Source organism: Pandoraea horticolens, assembly GCF_902459555.1.
In the GTDB taxonomy this organism is placed as follows: Bacteria; Pseudomonadota; Gammaproteobacteria; order Burkholderiales; family Burkholderiaceae; genus Pandoraea; species Pandoraea horticolens.
In genome coordinates this window covers 130,125-147,850 of the sequence record NZ_CABPSM010000010.1, presented here as the reverse complement: position 1 = coordinate 147,850, position 17,726 = coordinate 130,125, and the positions used below count along the sequence as shown (strand labels likewise).

Below are 17,726 nucleotides of genomic sequence, written 5' to 3'. Positions count from 1 at the left end.
CAAGAGGCACGGGAATATACGACCATTTAGTAGTTATTTACTCATTACGTGACGTTGTTTGGGCTGTGCAGCCCCGCCAGACAGCGCCCGGCCGTCGCTTCGGCCGACGGCAGAGAAGTGCCGCGGGCGCTCCATCCTGGCCGCGCGGATTCTCGCGTCCGCTTCATGCCATGCCCGTATCGATGCAATAAAGCGATTTCACGGCGTCCGATTTGCCGCAAAAATAACTGTATTTTTATACAGTAGTCATGCTACATTTCCGATCATCACAACTTCATCGCGAGTGACACCATGAGCGACGCCAAATCCGTCAAGTTCATCGTCGTGCCCTACCGCAAGAATAAGGACGGCGTACTGCAGCCCGGCGAGTTGCGCCAGGCGAGCACCGAATTCGGCGCGGTACGTATCGCGCAATCGATGGCGTCCGGGTTCGCCGGCATCGCCGCCTACGAAGTGCTGGTCGATGAAGAGGACGGCACGATGGACGCGCCACGCATCCTGTTTCAGGAAGGCGCCATTCCCGCCATGGCGGAGTAAGCGCGTCCCTGCCCGATCACTCCGGCCGCGACAACCGGGGGAGGCTGTCGAACGAGCGAGTCTGACGCGGATGCTGAAGATTTCGCGTGTCGAGCGCACGGGTCGTCGCCTCCTGTTCCTGTTGGCTCGGGCCAGTGGCCGGACCGTTGCGCTCGCTTGCCGCGCGATTAATGGTCGCACTGGCGCTCTGGGCGTCCACCACGCTGTCTTTGCGGCCGCCCAGCGCCGACACTGCCGGGGGGACGGCGGGCGTCTGATTCGTCTGCCGTATGCTGCCGAGATCTCCGGCCCCCAGATATGACTGGGCGTTCGCTTCACCGAACATCAGGGCCCCCGTCAGGCACAGGCAGACGGCGATGAATTGGCGATGGCGCATGGTTACCTCCGTTTGATATGTTGGATGTCTTGGATCTGTTCCAGGACGCGCCTGCATCGAGGCATCCCGATCACTTTCCGCTTTCCCGATATGGCTGCATTGTCGCAGCGACGAGACACCTTGTCGCCTGCATAAATCACAGTTGCCTCCCCTCTCAATTCCGACAGCCCTTTCTGCTACACTTCGCGAAAATCGAGCCTCAGGCTCAGCAGAAATACCGTGACCACGGGGGAATCTCATGTCGAACGACGTCAGTTTTCGGCGGGCATCGGATGCGGTCCGGGCGGTCGGCGCCGGCGATGCAGGCTGGCTCGATGTGGTGCACACGGCGCGCGAGTTTCTCGGCGCGGACGCCGCCACATTCCTGTGTCATGATAAACAAAGCCGCTCGGTTCGCTTCGTCGAACAGTCCGGGCACGAAGCCCGGTTGATCGAGGAATACGCTCAGCTTTACTACCGATACGACGATTCCGCCCGCCGCTTCTGGGACGCCCCGGCCGGCACCTGGTACAGCTCGTCCATCGCACTCAAACACGAATCGCAAAACGACCGCGTGTTCTGGAACGAGTTCATGCGGCCCAATCAACTCCAGCAGTTGGTCGGCGTCCTGATCTGCAACGACGACGATACCCTCACTGCCCTGAGCATCCAGCGCACGCATGTCGTCGAGCCAACCTTCGCTAACACCGCGAAGATCGCGGAGTACGAGCGTCAGCTTACCGCAGCCTTCGCGGCCCGGCGGGCGGCCGCCCGGGCGAGCCTCGACGCACTCAGCCAGATGCTCGACCCCACCCTTGAGGGCTTGCTCATCGCATCGCCAGATGGGTGGGTGCTGGCATATGCGCCGGGGCTCGACGTGCTGCTGGGCGGCAATGACAGCCAGCTCATACTCAATCAGCGCCGGCTCGTGCATCGCCAGCCCGAATGGCAAAACCGGTTGACGAATTCCCTCCGGCAGGTCAACGTCAGCCGGCAACCAGCGTCGCTGGTCTTGCCCGATTCGTGGGGACATGCCTACCGGACGACGCTGCGTCCGCTTGGCAGCCAGATGAATCACGGACTGCGCGCGGCCGTCGGAGTGCGCATCGAACGGCGCAGCATCTTCAATGTTCCGAGCGAAACTGCCCTGCGCCAGCATTTTTCGCTGACGCAAGCCGAAGCCCGCCTCTTCCATCATCTTGTCGCGGGATTGACGATCGGCGAATGCAGCGAAGTACTGGGCCTGGGTACCAGCACGTTGCGCACCCAGCTATCGGCCATTCTGCGCAAGACGGGCTGCCATCGTCAGGGAGAACTGCTGCGACTTGCCACCATGCTGGCGCCGTAGCCGTCGGGGCGGTGCACGCCTCGGCGCGCGCCTTTACGACACATCGCCCGCCTTGCCCACCTCGTCGCTGGAAAGGTCTGGCTCGCGCAGCACGACGGTGCTGACGCGATTGCGTCCGCTTTGCTTCGCAATGAAAAGCTGCTCGTCGGCTGCCTTCAGCACGGCATCGGCACTGTCGCATGCGCCCGGGACACCCGTCGCAGCGCCAACGCTGACCGTGACCAGGCCCGCCGCGCTGCCCACGTGGGCAATGTGCAGACGCTCTACGTCGCGGCGAACCTGCTCGGCCACGGCGGCCGCGCCTGCGGCATCCGTATCGGGCAAGACCACCGCGAACTCCTCTCCCCCGTATCGCGCCACCATATCGGCGTCGCGTCGTATATGGCCGCCGATGTTCTTCGCGACGGCGCGCAATACGCTGTCGCCGGCCGAATGGCCGTACTCGTCGTTCAGGTGCTTGAAATGATCGATGTCCACGAACAGGACGGAGAACGGACTGCCCGAGCGTTTTGCCCGTCGCCACTCGCGTGCGAGCTTGGCGTCGAGTGCGCGCCGGTTACTCAGCCCCGTCAGACCGTCGGTCACGGACAGGTTCACGAGCCGCGCCGCCGTACTCGCGCGCGTACGAATCGCCGCGACGAGCAACCAGGAGCCTGCGATGAGCGTTGCCGCACAGATGGCCGCTATCGAGCCGAATATCAGGGCGTGACGGCGCCACTCACGCGCGAGCGCCCGTGTCGACGGTGTCACCACTACATACATCGATGCGCCCGGCACACGTACCGACCGGTAGTCCGCAGCGCGCGCGCCCTCGGGAAACGAGAGTGCCGCCGTCAGATTCTGCTCGCGTGTCGCGTCTCCCGGCAGATTGACGAGCGTTCCCGGTCTGGCGCGCTCGCACGGGCTGCACGCCAGCACAGTGCCCTTCTCCTCCACAACGTCGATGCTCCTCAGATCGGACGAATCGTTGACGTTTGCCTGCGCACCCAGCCGATCGAGCCGCAACGCGATGACCGCCACACCGGCAAACGAACGATCCTCAGCGGAAATGCGGCGGGTGAGCGCCACCGACAGCACGCCGCCATGCGTTCGCGACGCGTAAGGCTGAGAGATATAGAGTCCCAACGACGGATTCGCTTCATGGGAGCGGAAATAATCGCGGTCGGCCACATTCACGATCTTGTCGTGGACAGGGTCGAGCGGCGCAGAAATCCGCCCAGACTTGTTCACGACATACGCGTCATAGAGAAAGTCGCGGCTCAGCGTCTGCCCGAAACGCACCCGGTCGCGCACTCGTTCGGGAAAAAGCGGCAACTGCGAATCCTCGGCCTCGCGCACCATTTCCTTGAGCAGCGTGTCGTAGATCGCGATATTTCCACCCAGACTCACCGCCACGACAGACGCCACACTTTGGGCTCGCTCGAGCGCGTGGTCGTAGCGGGCTTGCCGGTCGGCGCGCAATAGCATCGCCACTCCGATCAGAATCGCCAGCGCAATGACGGTGCCCACGATGCCTACCATCGATGGATAGTCGTCAAACTTGTCGAACAAGGCGCGTCGACGGCGCCCAACCCACGTCCGAAGACTGGGCACACTCAAGCGTGTAGTCATAGTTATTGGCCTGATGGGATGCGAGCGCCGACGTCAGTGAGGATGTCGCGCAATGTCGTCGAGCAACGGCACGATGGCCAGCGTGACGAGCACCAATGCGAGTGGAATGGTCGCCGAGAAACCCAGATGCTTGAAGCCGAGCGCACCTGCCAGCCCGCCCAGGAAGAACATACCCAACAACGAACAGAGCAAACGCAGCTTCTGCCGGTCCCCCATCACACGCGGTAGCTCGCGTGCGACACCGGGCCGGTTCCAATAGACCAGCTTACCCAGCTCGATGCCGATGTCGGTTACCAGCCCCGTGACATGCGTCGTGCGAATCTCGGCCCGGGAAATCTTGGTGATGATGGCATTTTGCAACCCCATGACATAGCACAGCAAGCCAACGGTAGCCGGCACATACAGCACGCGATGGTGTTCGAGATTGGCGCCCATTGCACCGAACGTCAGCAGCAGCACTGCTTCAAACATCAGCGGTGCGGCATATTCGCTATGCGTATGGTGGCGTCGTCCCCAATGAACCAGCACGGTCGAGGTCACGGCCCCCAGCAGGAACGACACCAAGGCGCTCAAGCCGGCAAGCACGAGCACGAGTTGCCCAAGCGCGAGATTGTCGGAGAGCGACGCGACAATGCCCGACATATGCGACGTATACATCCCTACGGCGAGGAAACCGCCCGCATTCGCCGCGCCCGCCACGAACGCGAGCGAGCAGCCCAGACGCCGGTTCGCCGCGTCCGTGCGCACTGGCTGGGTGAATCCACGTAGGTAGTTGATCGGCATGTCGCATGAGTTCAGGAGCTTGGCACAAGCGGTATTCTAATGCGCGTTGACGCTATATCAACGCCTATATCGCGCCTGTGCACGGCCCATGCCCTATGAAGGGACAGCAAACGGGATCGAGAGCGACGCCTGCGTGAGACATCGGGACACAAAAAAACGCCGGGACACGGGGCCCGGCGTTGTTCATTGTCGAGGCGCCTGACACGCCCGCGCGAGGTAACCGCGTCGAGATTACTGCTCGATCTGACGGTTCCAGCGCTGATCCCATTGCGCGCGACGCTGATTGATGGCGTCCCAATCCACGGTCTTGAGGTGCTTGACCAGATCGTCGAGCTTGCCCAGACGCTTCTGCATCGCGGGCGGCACGCTCGCTTGTGTGTTGGTCGGAATGTAGGCACCGGCGGCGGCGGCCAGCGACTGGCCCTTGGCCGACAGCAGGTACTGCGCGAGCTTCTGCGCCATGGCGTTGTCCGGGCTGTTTTTCACGACGCACAGGTCGACAAGCAACTGCACCGCACCTTCCTTGGGCGCGACGTACCCCGCCTGAATGCCCTTGTCCTGCAAGTCGCTCACGGCCGTCGGAGTCAGCGGGAAGATGGCTGCTTCGCCGGTCTGGATCATCTCCGAGAGCTTGGCCGAGTTCGGGATGTACTCGACAACGTTCGGCCCCACGGTCGTGGCCCATTTGGTGAAGCCCGGCTCGACGTTCGTCTCGCTGCCGCCCCATATGCGGTTCAGCGCGAGGAAGGCGTGCAGACCGAACGTGCTGCTCGATGCCGACTGGAACACGACCTTACCCTTGTACTTCGGATCGGCGAAGTCGCTCCACGATGTCGGCGCGGCCCAGCCCTTGTCCTTGAAGAGCTTGGTGTTGTAGCCGATACCGGTCATGCCCAGTTGCACGCCGGCGCCCATGTCGTCTTTCACGCGGGCAGACGGCATCAGTTCCTTGAGCACGGGCGAATCGTCGAGCTTCTGGCACACGCCCATGCTGATCGCGCGCGCCATCACGCCGTCGTCCAGAAACACGACATGCATCTGCGGGCTGTTACGGTTGGCGAGCAGCTTGGCCAGCACGTCGGACGACGTACCCGGCACGACCACGACCTTCACGTTGTTGGCCTTCTCGAACTCCGGGAAAACCTGGCTCGTGTAAGCCTTTTCCATCGGGCCGCCATTCATGCCGATGTAGAGCGTTTTGGTCTGCGACCAGGCCGCGCTGCTCGCGCCCAATGCCAGCGCCGCAGCGCACATGACGACCTTTCGGGATAGCTTCATCGTGGTTCTCCTTGCGTTTCCAGGGGGTAAGGAATGTAGTTTTTGGGACGGACTCTGAACGTACGGGATTCGTCTGCGTATCATGCCTCGACCATGACCGGCGCGAACCGGTCGACGGCAAATGCCTCGATCGGCGTCACCGTCTCGCCGCTCGCGACCAGATCGGCGAGGACTTCGCCAACGCCGGGGGCCAGCAGGAAACCGCCGCCCGAGAAGCCGAAGGCATGCACAAGACGCGGTGTCGTGCGGCTCATGCCGATGATCGGGTTGTTGTCGGGCGTCTCGCCCTCCACGCCGCTCCATGTGCGAATCAGCAACGCGTTACGCAACCCCGGCAGCAACGCGCAGGCCTCGCGCATCACGGCGCGCGTCGTGTCGGCCGACGGCTGGGCGTATTCGCCGTCGCCGGTGCCGCGTCCGCCACCGATCACGCAGTTACCGCGCTCGACCTGACGCGCGTACACGCCGCCGCCGTACACCCCGAGGTTGTGGGCAACGAACTTCGGCAGTGGCTCGGTCACCCACATGTTCGGATAGATGGCATGCATCGGCACGCGCTCGCCGAACGTGCCGGCAATGTGATTCGCCCAGGCGCCGGAAGTGTTGAGCAGCCAGTCGGCGCTCACATGCAACGCATCGCCTTGCGCGGGTTGGGCCGTGAGCTGAAAGCGCACGCCGTCGTGAACCACCGACGTGATCGGGGTACGCTCACGCACGTCGGCGCCCAGCGCACGGGCCGCGCGCGCAAAGGCCGGCGACACCAGACGCGGATTCGCATGCCCATCGCTCATGCACAGCGAGCCACCGACGGCACCGTCGCCCAGCCACGGAAAGCGCCGGCGAAACTCGCCACCTCGCAATACGGTCGTGGTCAGACCGTAACGGCTCGCCATTTCCGACCATGCGTCGAGCGGCGCCAGATCGCTCTCGCGGCGGGCAAGACGCAGATGGCCCGAGCGCACGAATTCGCCGTCGATGCCGATCAACTCAGGCAAGCGATCCCAAATCCGGCGCGCGCGCATCGCGAGCGGCAGTTGTTCTTCCGGACGGCCCTGACAACGCACGCCGCCGTAGTTCACGCCGCTGGCCTGCGCGCCGCAATAGCGCCGCTCGAACAATGCAACGCGCAAGCCGCGCTCGGCCAGCGCACGCGCGGCCGATGCACCCACCAACCCGCCACCGGCAACGACAACGTCGTAATGCAAGGTCTCACTCATCGCGCGCCTCCTCGGGGATGGCCGCAACGTTCTCGTCGAACAGCATCGGTGCAATCGGAATCGGTTTGATCGGGGCCTGCGCACGCAGACGCCCCACTTGCGCAAGCGTCTGCCCGCTCGCCTGCGCCAGCAGATGGCATGCCGCCTCGCCGCACATACGGCCCTGACAGCGCCCCATACCCACGCGTGTGAGCGCCTTGAGCCGGTTGATTTCGGTGACGCCGTCATGGCGCACGCAATCGCGCAACGTGCGCGCATCGACCTCTTCGCAACGGCAGACGAGCATGTCGTCGGGCCAATGCACCGACGGGTTTTCCGGCATCGCGAACGCCTGCTCGATCCCCTCGCGAAAGCGGCGAATGCCGGCAAGCTTGCGTTCGATGACGGCAGCATCGGGGGCGTCGGGAGTCGCCGGCGCCGCGATCCCGAGATCTTCGAGCAACGCCAGCGCCGCGCGGCGGCCCGCGAGTTCGGCCGCGTCTGCGCCGGCAATACTCGCGCCATCGCCTGCCAGATAGATGCCCGGTTGCGAACTGCGGCCAGCCGCGTCACGCTCGGGCAGCCAGCATCGATTGAGTTCGTCGAAAACGAAACGGCAACCTGCCAGATCAGCCAGTTGCGTCTCGGGGCGCAGGCCGAAGCCCAGCCCCACTGCGCTGCATTCGAGCGTGTGTTCGCGGCCGTCGCGTTGCCAGCGAATCGCCCGCACCCCTGCTGTGCCGTCAACCCCTTCGAGCGTCACACCCTGTTCGATGCGGACACCGTGCGCACGCAGCCATCCCACGTAATAGAGGCCCTTGGCGAAGGTAGCCGGCTGATTCAGCAGGCGTGGCGTGGCCTTGACCTGACTGGCGAACGCGCTGGTGTCGAGCACGGCCGCCACGTTCGCACCGGCCCTCGCATATTGGTACGCCACGAGATACAGTAGTGGCCCGGTGCCCGCGAACACCACGCGATCGCCGATGGCACAGCCCTGCGCCTTGAGCGCCACTTGCGCGCCACCCAGCGTGTACACGCCCGGCAACGTCCAGCCCGGCAGCGGCAGCACGCGATCGGTCGCGCCGCTCGCAACGATCAGATGCGTGAACGGCACCGGCTTTTCGCGGCCGCCGTGCATAGTGTGGAGCTGCTTCGGATCGCAGGCCCAGACCAGTGTCTCGGGTCGATAGTCGATCTGCGGCAACAGCGCCGCCATTGTGTTGTGGATAGCGTTGGCCTTGGCGGCCTCGAAGCCGTACAGCGCCTGCTTGGTTCGCGTGAACCCCGCCCCCGCCGGGGGTTGCCGGTAAATCTGCCCTCCCCAGCGAATGTTCTCGTCGAGCACGATGGGATGCAGACCGGCCGCCACGAGCGTCTGCGCTGCACGTATGCCGGCAGGGCCTGCGCCCACGATGACGATCTCGGAACGCTCAGTCATGCGAGCCTCCGCGCACCGCATTGGCCTCGGTCGCGCGGGTCAGAATACGCATGCCGTCGTGTACCGGTGTTGTGCACGCGCGCAGGCGCGAAAGCTGCGCGCCGCCCCCTGCGACAGGCACGGATTCGCAACGCACCCAACAGTCCTGACACGCGCCGATCAGGCAAAAGCCTGCGCGTGGCGTGCCGCTGAATTCGCTGATGCGCACGTGACGCTGATGCGTGAGGATGGCCGTGAGCAGGGTATCGCCCGCAAGCGCCTGCACCGGCTCGCCGTCGAGATAGAACGTGACGGGCGAGCGCGACGTTTCGGCAAGACGGGTCAGTTGCGAATGACCGGGCGCGCGTGAGTCTGGCGAAGAATAAGAAGAACGGGTCATGAGAATCTGCTTAGCGCGCGCGTTCAATGCTGGCCGATCAGGATGCGGTTCAGGCCGTAGACACGGTCGAGCAGCAGCATCGCGCCCAGTGTCACGGCAATGACCAGCGCCGAGACGGACGCCATCATCGGATCGATCGACTCGGTCGCGTACATGTACATGCGCACGGGCAGCGTGACCGTTTGCGGCGCCGTGAGGAAGACGGACATCGTCAGTTCGTCGAAGCTGTTGATGAACGCGAGCAGCCAGCCGCCGGTAATGCCCGGCAGAATCATCGGCATGGTCACGCGCCGGAAGGTCGTCCATGCGCCTGCGCCCAACGACGCCGCCGCGTGTTCGACGCTGCGGTCGAGCCCGCTGATCGACGCCAGCACGAGGCGCATGATGAACGGCGTCACGACGATCATGTGCGCGAAGGTCAGCGACACAAACGAGCCGGTAATGCCGAGCATCGCGAAGAAACGCAGCAGTGCGATGCCGAGTACAAGGCCCGGGATCACCAGCGGCGAGAGCAGTAGGCCGTTGAGGAAGTTACGCCCCGGAAAGCGCGAGCGGCCGATGGCCAGTGCCGCAGGCAGCGCGATCACGAGCGAGAGCGTGGCCGAGAGGACCGCCAGCTTCAGGCTGGTGAAGAATGACGCGATGAAATCGGGATAGTCGAGAATCGCGCGGAACCAGCGCAGCGACACGCCGCGCGTGGGCAGCGAGAGCGTTTGTTCCGGCGTGAACGCGACCAGCACGACGATGATCATCGGCGCGAGGACGAAGAGGATGACGAGCGTATGGAACGCAAGCGCCAGAGGACTGTTTTTACGCATGATGGCGAATAGGTTCTGTTCTGCGGGAGACGTGCCCTGGCCTTAACCCATGCTGCGCGAATAGCGGCGCTCGAGCAGGCGGTAGTACGTCAGCATCACGATCAGGTTCGCCGCGAGCAGCAGCACGGCGATGGTTGCGCCCAGCGGCCAGTTCAGCGAACTCAGAAACTGGTCGTACACGGCAGTGGCGGCGACCTTGAGGCGGCGTCCGCCCAGCAGACTCGGGATCGCAAACGCGCTGGCCGACAGACCGAACACCATCAGGCTGCCTGACAGAATGCCCGGCACCAGTTGCGGCAACACGATGCGGCGCAGTGTGGTCGCAGGCGAAGCCATCAGCGACAATGCGGCGTTCTCCGTCTGCGGATCGAGGCGTTGCAGCGATGTCCACACCGGAATGACCATGAACGGCAGCATCACGTGCACGAGTGCGACGACGATCGCGAAGTTGGTGTACTCCATCTTGTACGGCCCCATACCAAGCAGACCGAACGCCTGATTGATCAGGCCGCCGGAGCTGAGCAGCATGCTCCAGCCGAATGCGCGCACCACGATCGACACGAGCAACGGCGAGAGGATCACCAGCAGGAAGAGCGAGCGCCACGGGTCTCCCATGCGCGAGAGCACGTAGGCTTCAAACGTGCCCACCACCGCGCACACCGCGGTGACCGTCAGCGAGATGCCGAACGTACGCACGAAGATCGTGTGGAAGTACGAGTCGAACAGCACTTCCTTGTAGTTCTCGAACTGGAACGCGGCCATCGGGCCGCTCGCCGGATCGAACTGATAGAACGTGAGCGCAAACGTCATGAGCAGTGGGATGAGCACCAGCGCCACGAACAACAGCATGGCCGGGGCGCTCATGACCCACATGGGCAGAAACGCATGCCAGGGGGCACGCGTGGCGGGCGCGGCGTCGGCGCGCGGCACTTGCAGCGTCTCAGCCATTCGCGCGCACTCCCGCACAGACGAAGCGAACCGCTTCCGCCTGCCAGTCCAGGCCAACCGGCGCACCTTCGCTCAGCGGCTCGCCGCCTTCGTTCTGGCAACACACGAGCACTTCGCCCAGCGCGCTGTCTACGCGGTACAACCACTGGCTGCCGAGGAAGAAGCGGCTCGTGACCGTGGCCGGCAGACGGCCCGCCGATGGCGCGCACAGACGCACCTTTTCCGGGCGCAAGCACATGGTAATGGTGTCGCCCACCGCCATGCCGCGATCCTGGACCGATAGATCCGCCAGCGACGCGCGCTGCATGAGTTGCGCGCCCAGTTCGATATGCAGATGTTCGTCGTCTCGCGCGGTCACGCGCCCGGCCAGCATGTTGGCCTTGCCGATGAATTGCGAGACGAACGGCGTTTCCGGACGCTCGTATGCGCGGTACGGCGTGTCGACCTGCGTGATGCGTCCGGCTTCCATCACCACCACGCGATCGCTGATCGACAAAGCTTCGGACTGGTCGTGCGTGACCATGATCGTGGTCGTGCCGATCTTGCGCTGGATCGAGCGCAACTCGAACTGCATGTCTTCGCGCAACTTGGCGTCGAGGTTGGACATCGGCTCGTCGAGCAGCAGGACGGGCGGCGCGATCACGACCGCACGGGCGATCGCCACGCGCTGGCGCTGACCGCCGGAGAGTTCGCGCGGAAAGCGATGACCCAGGGTGTCCAGTCGCACGAGGGCGAGCGCCTCGCGAACCCGTTCCCGACGCTCGGCCTTGTCCACACCTCGCATCTCGAGACCGAAACCGACGTTGTCCGCCACAGTCATGTGCGGAAACAGCGCGTAGCTCTGGAACACGATGCCCAGTCCGCGCTTGTTCGGGCGCATGTGCGTAATGTCGCGCCCGTCGAGCGTAATGCGCCCGGTCGTGGTTTCGACAAAGCCCGCGATCATCTGCAACGTGGTGGTCTTGCCGCAGCCCGAAGGGCCGAGCAGCGAGACGAACTCGCCCTTTTCCACCGAGAGATTGACGTTCGAGACTGCGCTCAACTCGCCAAACGTCTTGGAAACATCCGTCAAGGTCAGGAAAGACATGGTCACTACCTTCGGGCGCATGCACGCCGCAAGAAATGCAATTGCATCGAACAGTAGCGAGCCAAATTCCTTGTCGCAAGATAACGATTCCGCTAAATGAGATAAATTTTATGATTATTTCGTTTGACGGAATATTTAACCGATTAGCACGTGATTTCGTTTCGCATCACCGTCTCGGGATAATCCCTAACTTACCGCGGATAATGGGTGTTTTTGCAGGTTTCGATCAGGCAAGCTAGTTTTCAAGAAACACCGGCTTACGCTAGTATTTCGTTTGACGGAATATTTGAGACTCTGATGAACACCTCCGATTCGCCCCGTGCGCCGAAGTCGTCGACGCTGGAAACCGCTGGCGCGGGCATTTTGCAGCGCACCTTTGCCGTCATCCGTGCGCTGGGCGACGCCAAGCCCGAGGGTGAGCGCGTTACCCACGTCGCCAAAGCCGTCGGCCTCAGTCAGGCGACGGTGCATCGAATTCTGCACGCACTCATCGCCGAGCAAGTGGTGGAGCAGGACGAAACGTCCAAGCTCTACCGGCTGAGCATCGACTTCTTCGCGATGGCCGCACAGGCCGGTAACCCGAGCGGCATGCGCACCCTTTGCCGCCCATCGCTGCTGCGCCTTTGCGCGAGCCTCGGCGACACCATCTTCTTGCTCGTGCGCAGCAGCTTCGATGCCGTCTGTCTCGACATGTGCGAAGGCCCCTTCCCCATTCGTTCTTTCACCGGCGACATCGGCGGACGCGTGGCGCTGGGCGTCGGTCAGGGGAGTCTGGCAATTCTCGCCTTCCTGCCGGAAGCCGAGCGCGAAGAGATCATTCGCTTCAACGTGCCGCGACTGCGCGGCTATGGCGTGCTCGACGAGGTCTACCTGCGCACCGAGATCGAACGCGTACGTCAATTGGGCTATGCCGGCAGCAATAGCGGCGTGCTCGATGGCATGGCGGGAGTGGCGGTTCCCGTGTTCGACCGCACCGGGCATGCCGTCGCCGCACTGAGCGTGGGCACGCTGGCCGCGCGGCTGTCTCAGGATCGTCTGCCGATGGTCGTGGAATTGCTTCGGCGTCAGGCTGAATTGATCGGCCCGCAAACCAATCCGTTCGATGTGGCGATGCGCCGCCCGATGCACGGCCTCACACGCGCACTGACGACCGAGCCGCTGGCCTGACGCCGCCGAGAGCGGGCACACAGGACAGGCGGCGCCGCTCCGGTGAATCGCTGGGCCAGGTCGCATTTATTGATGGCCGAAAATGGCCAGCCGGGATCACCCACAACTGCGAGAATCGCGGGCGGGGTCCGGCAACACTCTTGCGCCCGGAAATTCCCACAACCTCATTGACTGCCGGCCCCTCTGCGGAGACATGACATGGCATCAGGCGAACATCAGTACCGGATCGGCGTCGAGTGGACCGGCAATCAGGGCAGCGGTACGTCGGGCTATCGCGAGTACGGACGCAATCACGAGATTCGCGCCGACGGCAAGCCGACGATCCCCGGCTCGGCCGATCCCGCCTTTCGCGGCGACGCCGCGCGCTGGAATCCCGAAGACCTGCTCGTGGCGGCCACAAGCGCCTGTCACAAGCTCTGGTATCTGCACCTCTGCGCCGAAGCTGGCGTGGTCGTCGAGCGATATGTCGACGATGCGATCGGCACCATGATCGACACGGCGCAGGAAGGCCGTTTCACGCGCATCCTGCTGCGCCCGCACGTGACGATTCGCGCCGGAGGCAACGCCGCGCTCGCGGCCGAACTGCATCATGAGGCGCACGCTAGGTGTTACGTCGCCAATTCGGTCAACTTCCCCATCGACTGCGAGCCGCGCATCGACGTTCTGCCGGACTAAGTCAGGTCAGGTCCGGCAGCGCCCGCTCAATTACGCGGCAAGCTGTCTGGCCAGCGCCGCATCGCGCTGCTGCGCCCGCGCAAACGACTCGCGGGCACGAAAGCGCTCTACGTACGCCTTGACGGACGGTGTCTCCGGCACGAGCTTGAACTGTGTGAGGAAATGCATGGCATTGCCCCACAACGCGTCGGCCGCTGTGAACGACTCGCCCAGCCACCACGGACCGGCGTCCTGCGACAGATGCCGCTCGAGCGTCCACATAACCGAATCGTAGTCGCCATACGGGGAGCGCGAGCGCTCGGCGCTTTCGCGCCCGAGCGACTTGTCGACCACGGCCGGCTCGACACACGAGCCGTAGAAGACCATCCAGCGCAGATAGGGCCCGCGACGCGGATCGCCCGGCATCGGCGCCAGCCCCTTCTCCGGATAGAGTTCGGCGAGATACATATAGACAGCCGCCTGTTCGGTGACGATCGCATCGCCGTGGCGAATCGCCGGCACCTTCCCCATCGGATTGAGATCGAGGTACTCCGAACCGCGTTGCTCGCCGGTCGCGAAGCGCAGCAGGTGAAGATCGTGCTCGGCCTGCAATTCATCGAGCAACACGAGCACTCCCGAGGAACGAGTATTGGGAGCGTGAAAGAACGTAATGCGCCGGTCCGTCGTCATGTCGTGTCTCCAGTCCATCGTCTCGTTATGTGCGGACGGCCCTGGTTCGGCCGGATACGCTCAGATCGCCGCCGTCACGTCATCGAAAATGTTACTTCATCGGCTTGGGCGCGGGTGGATTGTTCCGGGGGTCGGCTGCATCGGTGTCGAGCGTGTCGCTCGTCGGCGTATCGACCGGCTTCGCGTTCTGGGTTCGCGACGGATTCATGAGGGTGTCTCCGGTGTGGTGAATGTCGGTTCGACGTGGCGTGTTCCGCCTCAGTATAGGAGGCGCTTCCCGACATAGCATGGGGACTCGACTAGGACGAGCACATGAAATACTGCCCCAGCATCTGATCCGGCACGCGCTCCCCGCACCGTGCCGTTTTGTACGGCCCGCAGCTCACGCCGCGGGCCGTCTTTTTCGGGTGTCGGCCTTCGTCGCGGTCACCATCGGCTTTTTCCCGGCCGCGCTATCATGGCCGCCTGACATCACACCTCGTCTGCCGAGTGCCCGCCATGACCGAACGCTTGCCTGTCGAACTTCCCAAAGCCTATCGCCTGCTCAACCACGGACCGACTGTTCTTGTGGGAAGTGCTCATGACGGGCGCCGCAACGTCATGGCCGCCGCCTGGTCGATGCCGCTGGATTTCTCGCCGCCGAAAGTCGCCGTCGTCATCGACCGCAACACGCTCACGCGAGAGTTGGTCGAAGCCTCCGGCGAGTTTTCGCTGAACGTGCCCGCGCGCGACATCGCCCGCGAAACACTGGCGGTGGGCTCGATCTCCGGGCGCGATATCGACAAGTTCGCCGACGGCACCGGCGTGCAGGCCTTCGATGGCTCGCAAATTGCCGCACCGCTCATCGACGGATGCCTCGCGTGGCTCGAATGCCGCGTGATTCCCGAGCCGCACAATCAGGATCGCTACGATCTGTTTCTCGGCGAGGTCGTGGCGGCCTGGGCCGATCCGCGCGCGTTTCGCGACGGGCACTGGCAGTTCGAGCCTGGCGCGTCGCGCAGTCTTCATTACATCGCCGGCGGCAACTTCTTCGAAACCGGCGAAGCATTCGAAGTCAAGCCATGAGCCATTCTCTGCCCGCCTCAGACAACGCCGGCCCCATACGCGATGACGCTCACGACCTCACGCTCGCCGCTCGCGCCCTCTGGCGCACGAACGGTGCAAACGGCTCGATGCCCTTACATTTGCCAAGCGACGACAGGCGCGTCAGAATTGACGCCGCTATCGACGTTTTCGACACTACCGGCGCTGGCAACGACAGGACTCGAGGGACGCCATCGTTCCCCCCCGGATCGCCCGCCGCCCCTGAGCCGTCTGCGAAGTCAACATCCCTATTCGGGCCGTTGCCGAACTCGCGGTCTGAGCCCTCGCCCGCAGCACTGCTGTCGTCCAACCGCCGGGCCTTGCCCGCTCGCCACGACATGACCGCACCCGGAATCCATTCACACGAACCGCTTGTACCCGCGTCCCTCTCACGGCTCGCACCAACTGGCGGGGCAAGTCTCGACGAGGCAGAGCGTCTCGCGGCACTGCGCCGTTATGAGATTCTCGATACACCGCCCGAGCCGGCGTTCGATCGCATCGTGCGGCTGGCCTCTCACGTGCTCGGCACGCCAATCGTACTCATCTCGCTGATCGACGAAACGCGCCAGTGGTTCAAGGCGCGTCAGGGCATCGATGCTGCGCAGACACCGCGTTCGATGGCCTTCGGCGCGCATGCGATTCTCGGCGACGACGTGCTCGTCGTGCCCGACGCGCGTGCCGACCGGCGCTTCGCCGACAACCCGCTGGTTACAGGAGAGCCGAACATCCGCTTCTACGCCGGCGCGCCGCTGCGCACGCCGGAAGGGCATTGCCTGGGCACGCTGTGCGTGATCGACCGCCGGGCCCGCACGCTCGACAACGAGAAACGCGCCCTGCTCGCCGATCTGTCGGCGCTCGTCGTGGACGAACTCGAACTGCGTCGCGTCAACCGCGTGCTCGGCGACATGGCCATGCGCGACGGCCTGACCGCCGCGCTCAACCGCCGTGCCTTTCTCATACAGGCCGAACGCCAGTTCGCTACCGCCCGCGCACAGCAACGGCGCCTGTCCGTGCTGATGCTCGACATCGATCATTTCAAGCGGGTCAATGACACTTGGGGGCATGCAATTGGCGACCGCGTCATCGTGGAGTTGACGCTGGTCTTGCGAGCAACGCTGCGCAAGGGTACGGTGATCGGCCGTCTCGGCGGAGAGGAATTCGCGGTACTGCTGCCCGAGGCCGATGCACAACGCGCGATGCAGGCGTCCGAACGTTTGCTCACCGCCATCGGCAGTGCCAGCGTGCCCGGCCCTAACGGACCGGTGCGCATTTCCGCCAGCATCGGCATCAGCAGCCTCGCCGTGGACGACGCCGATTTCGGCACGCTGCTCCAACGTACCGACCGGGCGTTGTATGCCGCCAAGCAGGCCGGCCGCAACCGCGCGGCGGTGCTGTAATCCCAACCCGCGACTAACGAAAGCGACGAGCACGATGGGCAAAAGCCGACTGGAAGCCTTCAGCGATGGTGTGATCGCCATCATCATCACGATCATGGTGCTGGAGATGAAAGCACCGCACGGCAGCGAACTGGCCGACCTCCTGCCGGTTGCGCCGACATTCCTCACCTACATCCTGAGCTACGTCTACGTTGGCCTGTACTGGAACAACCATCACCATCTTTTCCATGTCGTGCAGCGGGTCTCAGGCAGCGTACTCTGGGCCAATCTACACCTGCTTTTCTGGCTGTCGCTGGTCCCGTTCGTCACGCACTGGCTGGGAGAAAACCATTTCACCGCGTGGCCAACGGCGCTCTACGGCATTGTGCTGTTCATGGCCGCCATGGCGTATTACATCCTCACGCGAACCCTGCTGGCCGTGCATGAAGAAGGCGGTAACGCGAAACTCGCCACCGCCCTGGGGCGCGACGCAAAGGGCAAGCTGTCGGTGGTGGCCTACGCACTGGCCATCGGTCTGGCGTTCGTGGTGCCGGCTGTCTCGCTCGCCCTGTATGCACTGGTCGCCGCCGTATGGCTGATTCCCGATCGCCGGATCGAGCATGTGCTCAAGTCGTGAGACGGCTGCACACCTTCCGAACGATGCACGGCAACAGTCGACGGGCATCGGGTTTTTACGTAGTATCCGCTCCATTATGCAAAACGTAACTTTTGAACTCACGGGCGAATTCGTCGCCCTGAACGACTTGCTCAAACTCACCGGTCTCGTGGATTCGGGCGGCGCGGGCAAAGTCATGGTCGCCAACGGCGCAGTCAGCGTCGACGGCCAGATCGAGACCCGCAAAACCTGCAAGATCCGCGCCGGCCAGACCGTTTCGGTCGACGGCGTGCGAATCCGCGTCAAGGCAGCCTGACGCCGGCGCACCGCTCGCGGCCTCCCGCCCCCACCCGCTGTCGTAT

The 17,726-nt window shown here is 63.8% G+C and carries 18 protein-coding genes and 2 pseudogenes; 8 read left to right on the top strand and 12 right to left on the bottom strand.

Annotated elements, in window-relative coordinates; translation table 11 throughout:
- Positions 1 to 291: 291 nt before the first annotated feature.
- A complete protein-coding gene (locus PHO31112_RS17090) occupies positions 292 to 537 on the top strand; it encodes a hypothetical protein (protein ID WP_150621567.1) in 246 nt (81 codons plus the stop codon).
- Between the two features lie 16 nt (positions 538 to 553).
- On the opposite strand, the gene PHO31112_RS17085 is transcribed toward PHO31112_RS17090, so the two are convergent.
- Positions 554 to 913 carry a hypothetical protein gene (locus PHO31112_RS17085; RefSeq protein ID WP_150621566.1) on the bottom strand — a complete coding sequence of 120 codons (360 nt, stop codon included), beginning with the start codon at positions 911 to 913 and terminating at the stop codon, positions 554 to 556.
- 238 nt (positions 914 to 1,151) lie between these two features.
- Between PHO31112_RS17085 and PHO31112_RS17080 the strand changes: the two genes are divergently transcribed.
- On the top strand, positions 1,152 to 2,240 hold the full coding sequence (locus tag PHO31112_RS17080; protein ID WP_150621565.1) for a helix-turn-helix transcriptional regulator: 1,089 nt from the start codon (positions 1,152 to 1,154) through the stop codon (positions 2,238 to 2,240).
- A gap of 33 nt (positions 2,241 to 2,273) precedes the next feature.
- Here the strand turns inward: PHO31112_RS17080 and PHO31112_RS17075 are convergent, their stop codons facing one another.
- From PHO31112_RS17075 to PHO31112_RS17035, 10 genes and pseudogenes are all read right to left on the bottom strand, one after another.
- A complete protein-coding gene (locus PHO31112_RS17075) occupies positions 2,274 to 3,791 on the bottom strand; it encodes a GGDEF domain-containing protein (RefSeq protein ID WP_174995758.1) in 1,518 nt (505 codons plus the stop codon).
- 93 nt (positions 3,792 to 3,884) lie between these two features.
- On the bottom strand, positions 3,885 to 4,634 hold the full coding sequence (locus PHO31112_RS17070; RefSeq protein WP_150621563.1) for a YoaK family protein: 750 nt from the start codon (positions 4,632 to 4,634) through the stop codon (positions 3,885 to 3,887).
- A 231-nt stretch (positions 4,635 to 4,865) separates the two neighbouring features.
- Positions 4,866 to 5,912 carry an ABC transporter substrate-binding protein gene (locus PHO31112_RS17065; RefSeq protein ID WP_150621562.1) on the bottom strand — a complete coding sequence of 349 codons (1,047 nt, stop codon included), beginning with the start codon at positions 5,910 to 5,912 and terminating at the stop codon, positions 4,866 to 4,868.
- Positions 5,913 to 5,992: 80 nt separating this feature from the next.
- Positions 5,993 to 7,129, bottom strand: a complete 1,137-nt coding sequence (locus PHO31112_RS17060; RefSeq protein ID WP_150621561.1) for an NAD(P)/FAD-dependent oxidoreductase — start codon at positions 7,127 to 7,129, stop codon at positions 5,993 to 5,995.
- Positions 7,122 to 8,546 (bottom strand): FAD/NAD(P)-dependent oxidoreductase, encoded by a 1,425-nt coding sequence (locus PHO31112_RS17055; protein ID WP_150621560.1) that lies wholly within the window; start codon positions 8,544 to 8,546, stop codon positions 7,122 to 7,124. The genes PHO31112_RS17060 and PHO31112_RS17055 overlap by 8 nt, the downstream gene beginning before the upstream one ends.
- Complete coding sequence (locus PHO31112_RS17050) at positions 8,539 to 8,925, bottom strand: (2Fe-2S)-binding protein (protein WP_150621559.1); 387 nt, start codon at positions 8,923 to 8,925, stop codon at positions 8,539 to 8,541. The genes PHO31112_RS17055 and PHO31112_RS17050 overlap by 8 nt, the downstream gene beginning before the upstream one ends.
- A 23-nt stretch (positions 8,926 to 8,948) precedes the next feature.
- The gene (locus PHO31112_RS17045; RefSeq protein ID WP_150621558.1) at positions 8,949 to 9,743 is read right to left on the bottom strand and encodes an ABC transporter permease; all 795 of its coding nucleotides are present in this window, start codon (positions 9,741 to 9,743) and stop codon (positions 8,949 to 8,951) included.
- A gap of 42 nt (positions 9,744 to 9,785) precedes the next feature.
- Entirely contained in the window at positions 9,786 to 10,691 is a 906-nt protein-coding gene (locus PHO31112_RS17040) for an ABC transporter permease (RefSeq protein WP_150621557.1), read from the bottom strand.
- Positions 10,684 to 10,953: pseudogene (locus PHO31112_RS28235) on the bottom strand (TOBE domain-containing protein); the annotation flags it as partial. The gene PHO31112_RS17040 and the pseudogene PHO31112_RS28235, both read right to left, overlap by 8 nt.
- Positions 10,954 to 11,051: 98 nt before the next feature.
- Positions 11,052 to 11,778 (bottom strand): annotated as a pseudogene (locus tag PHO31112_RS17035) (ABC transporter ATP-binding protein); the annotation flags it as partial.
- A 297-nt stretch (positions 11,779 to 12,075) separates the two neighbouring features.
- On the opposite strand from PHO31112_RS17035, the gene PHO31112_RS17030 reads away from it, so the two are divergent.
- Positions 12,076 to 12,945 (top strand): IclR family transcriptional regulator, encoded by an 870-nt coding sequence (locus PHO31112_RS17030; protein ID WP_150621555.1) that lies wholly within the window; start codon positions 12,076 to 12,078, stop codon positions 12,943 to 12,945.
- A 198-nt stretch (positions 12,946 to 13,143) separates the two neighbouring features.
- Complete coding sequence (locus tag PHO31112_RS17025; RefSeq protein WP_150621554.1) at positions 13,144 to 13,620, top strand: OsmC family protein; 477 nt, start codon at positions 13,144 to 13,146, stop codon at positions 13,618 to 13,620.
- 30 nt (positions 13,621 to 13,650) lie between these two features.
- Here the strand turns inward: PHO31112_RS17025 and PHO31112_RS17020 are convergent, their stop codons facing one another.
- Positions 13,651 to 14,289, bottom strand: a complete 639-nt coding sequence (locus tag PHO31112_RS17020; protein WP_150621553.1) for a glutathione S-transferase family protein — start codon at positions 14,287 to 14,289, stop codon at positions 13,651 to 13,653.
- 498 nt (positions 14,290 to 14,787) lie between these two features.
- Here PHO31112_RS17020 and PHO31112_RS17015 point away from each other — a divergent pair, with 498 nt between their 5' ends.
- From PHO31112_RS17015 to PHO31112_RS17000, 4 genes are all read left to right on the top strand, one after another.
- The gene (locus PHO31112_RS17015; protein WP_150621552.1) at positions 14,788 to 15,354 is read left to right on the top strand and encodes a flavin reductase family protein; all 567 of its coding nucleotides are present in this window, start codon (positions 14,788 to 14,790) and stop codon (positions 15,352 to 15,354) included.
- 356 nt (positions 15,355 to 15,710) lie between these two features.
- Positions 15,711 to 16,769 (top strand): GGDEF domain-containing protein, encoded by a 1,059-nt coding sequence (locus PHO31112_RS17010; protein ID WP_150621551.1) that lies wholly within the window; start codon positions 15,711 to 15,713, stop codon positions 16,767 to 16,769.
- A 34-nt stretch (positions 16,770 to 16,803) separates the two neighbouring features.
- Positions 16,804 to 17,385, top strand: a complete 582-nt coding sequence (locus PHO31112_RS17005) for a TMEM175 family protein (RefSeq protein ID WP_150621550.1) — start codon at positions 16,804 to 16,806, stop codon at positions 17,383 to 17,385.
- Between the two features lie 76 nt (positions 17,386 to 17,461).
- Complete coding sequence (locus PHO31112_RS17000) at positions 17,462 to 17,680, top strand: RNA-binding S4 domain-containing protein (RefSeq protein ID WP_150583875.1); 219 nt, start codon at positions 17,462 to 17,464, stop codon at positions 17,678 to 17,680.
- Positions 17,681 to 17,726 lie beyond the last annotated feature (46 nt).

What these genes read in the sequence shown, in the direction of transcription:
- PHO31112_RS17090 (WP_150621567.1), top strand. Translation starts at nt 292, where the DNA reads ATGAGCGACGCCAAATCCGTCAAGTTCATCGTCGTGCCCTACCGCAAG.
- PHO31112_RS17085 (WP_150621566.1), bottom strand. Translation starts at nt 913, where the DNA reads ATGCGCCATCGCCAATTCATCGCCGTCTGCCTGTGCCTGACGGGGGCC.
- PHO31112_RS17080 (WP_150621565.1), top strand. Translation starts at nt 1,152, where the DNA reads ATGTCGAACGACGTCAGTTTTCGGCGGGCATCGGATGCGGTCCGGGCG.
- PHO31112_RS17070 (WP_150621563.1), bottom strand. Translation starts at nt 4,634, where the DNA reads ATGCCGATCAACTACCTACGTGGATTCACCCAGCCAGTGCGCACGGAC.
- PHO31112_RS17065 (WP_150621562.1), bottom strand. Translation starts at nt 5,912, where the DNA reads ATGAAGCTATCCCGAAAGGTCGTCATGTGCGCTGCGGCGCTGGCATTG.
- PHO31112_RS17060 (WP_150621561.1), bottom strand. Translation starts at nt 7,129, where the DNA reads ATGAGTGAGACCTTGCATTACGACGTTGTCGTTGCCGGTGGCGGGTTG.
- PHO31112_RS17055 (WP_150621560.1), bottom strand. Translation starts at nt 8,546, where the DNA reads ATGACTGAGCGTTCCGAGATCGTCATCGTGGGCGCAGGCCCTGCCGGC.
- PHO31112_RS17050 (WP_150621559.1), bottom strand. Translation starts at nt 8,925, where the DNA reads ATGACCCGTTCTTCTTATTCTTCGCCAGACTCACGCGCGCCCGGTCAT.
- PHO31112_RS17045 (WP_150621558.1), bottom strand. Translation starts at nt 9,743, where the DNA reads ATGCGTAAAAACAGTCCTCTGGCGCTTGCGTTCCATACGCTCGTCATC.
- PHO31112_RS17040 (WP_150621557.1), bottom strand. Translation starts at nt 10,691, where the DNA reads ATGGCTGAGACGCTGCAAGTGCCGCGCGCCGACGCCGCGCCCGCCACG.
- PHO31112_RS17030 (WP_150621555.1), top strand. Translation starts at nt 12,076, where the DNA reads ATGAACACCTCCGATTCGCCCCGTGCGCCGAAGTCGTCGACGCTGGAA.
- PHO31112_RS17025 (WP_150621554.1), top strand. Translation starts at nt 13,144, where the DNA reads ATGGCATCAGGCGAACATCAGTACCGGATCGGCGTCGAGTGGACCGGC.
- PHO31112_RS17020 (WP_150621553.1), bottom strand. Translation starts at nt 14,289, where the DNA reads ATGACGACGGACCGGCGCATTACGTTCTTTCACGCTCCCAATACTCGT.
- PHO31112_RS17015 (WP_150621552.1), top strand. Translation starts at nt 14,788, where the DNA reads ATGACCGAACGCTTGCCTGTCGAACTTCCCAAAGCCTATCGCCTGCTC.
- PHO31112_RS17010 (WP_150621551.1), top strand. Translation starts at nt 15,711, where the DNA reads ATGACCGCACCCGGAATCCATTCACACGAACCGCTTGTACCCGCGTCC.
- PHO31112_RS17005 (WP_150621550.1), top strand. Translation starts at nt 16,804, where the DNA reads ATGGGCAAAAGCCGACTGGAAGCCTTCAGCGATGGTGTGATCGCCATC.
- PHO31112_RS17000 (WP_150583875.1), top strand. Translation starts at nt 17,462, where the DNA reads ATGCAAAACGTAACTTTTGAACTCACGGGCGAATTCGTCGCCCTGAAC.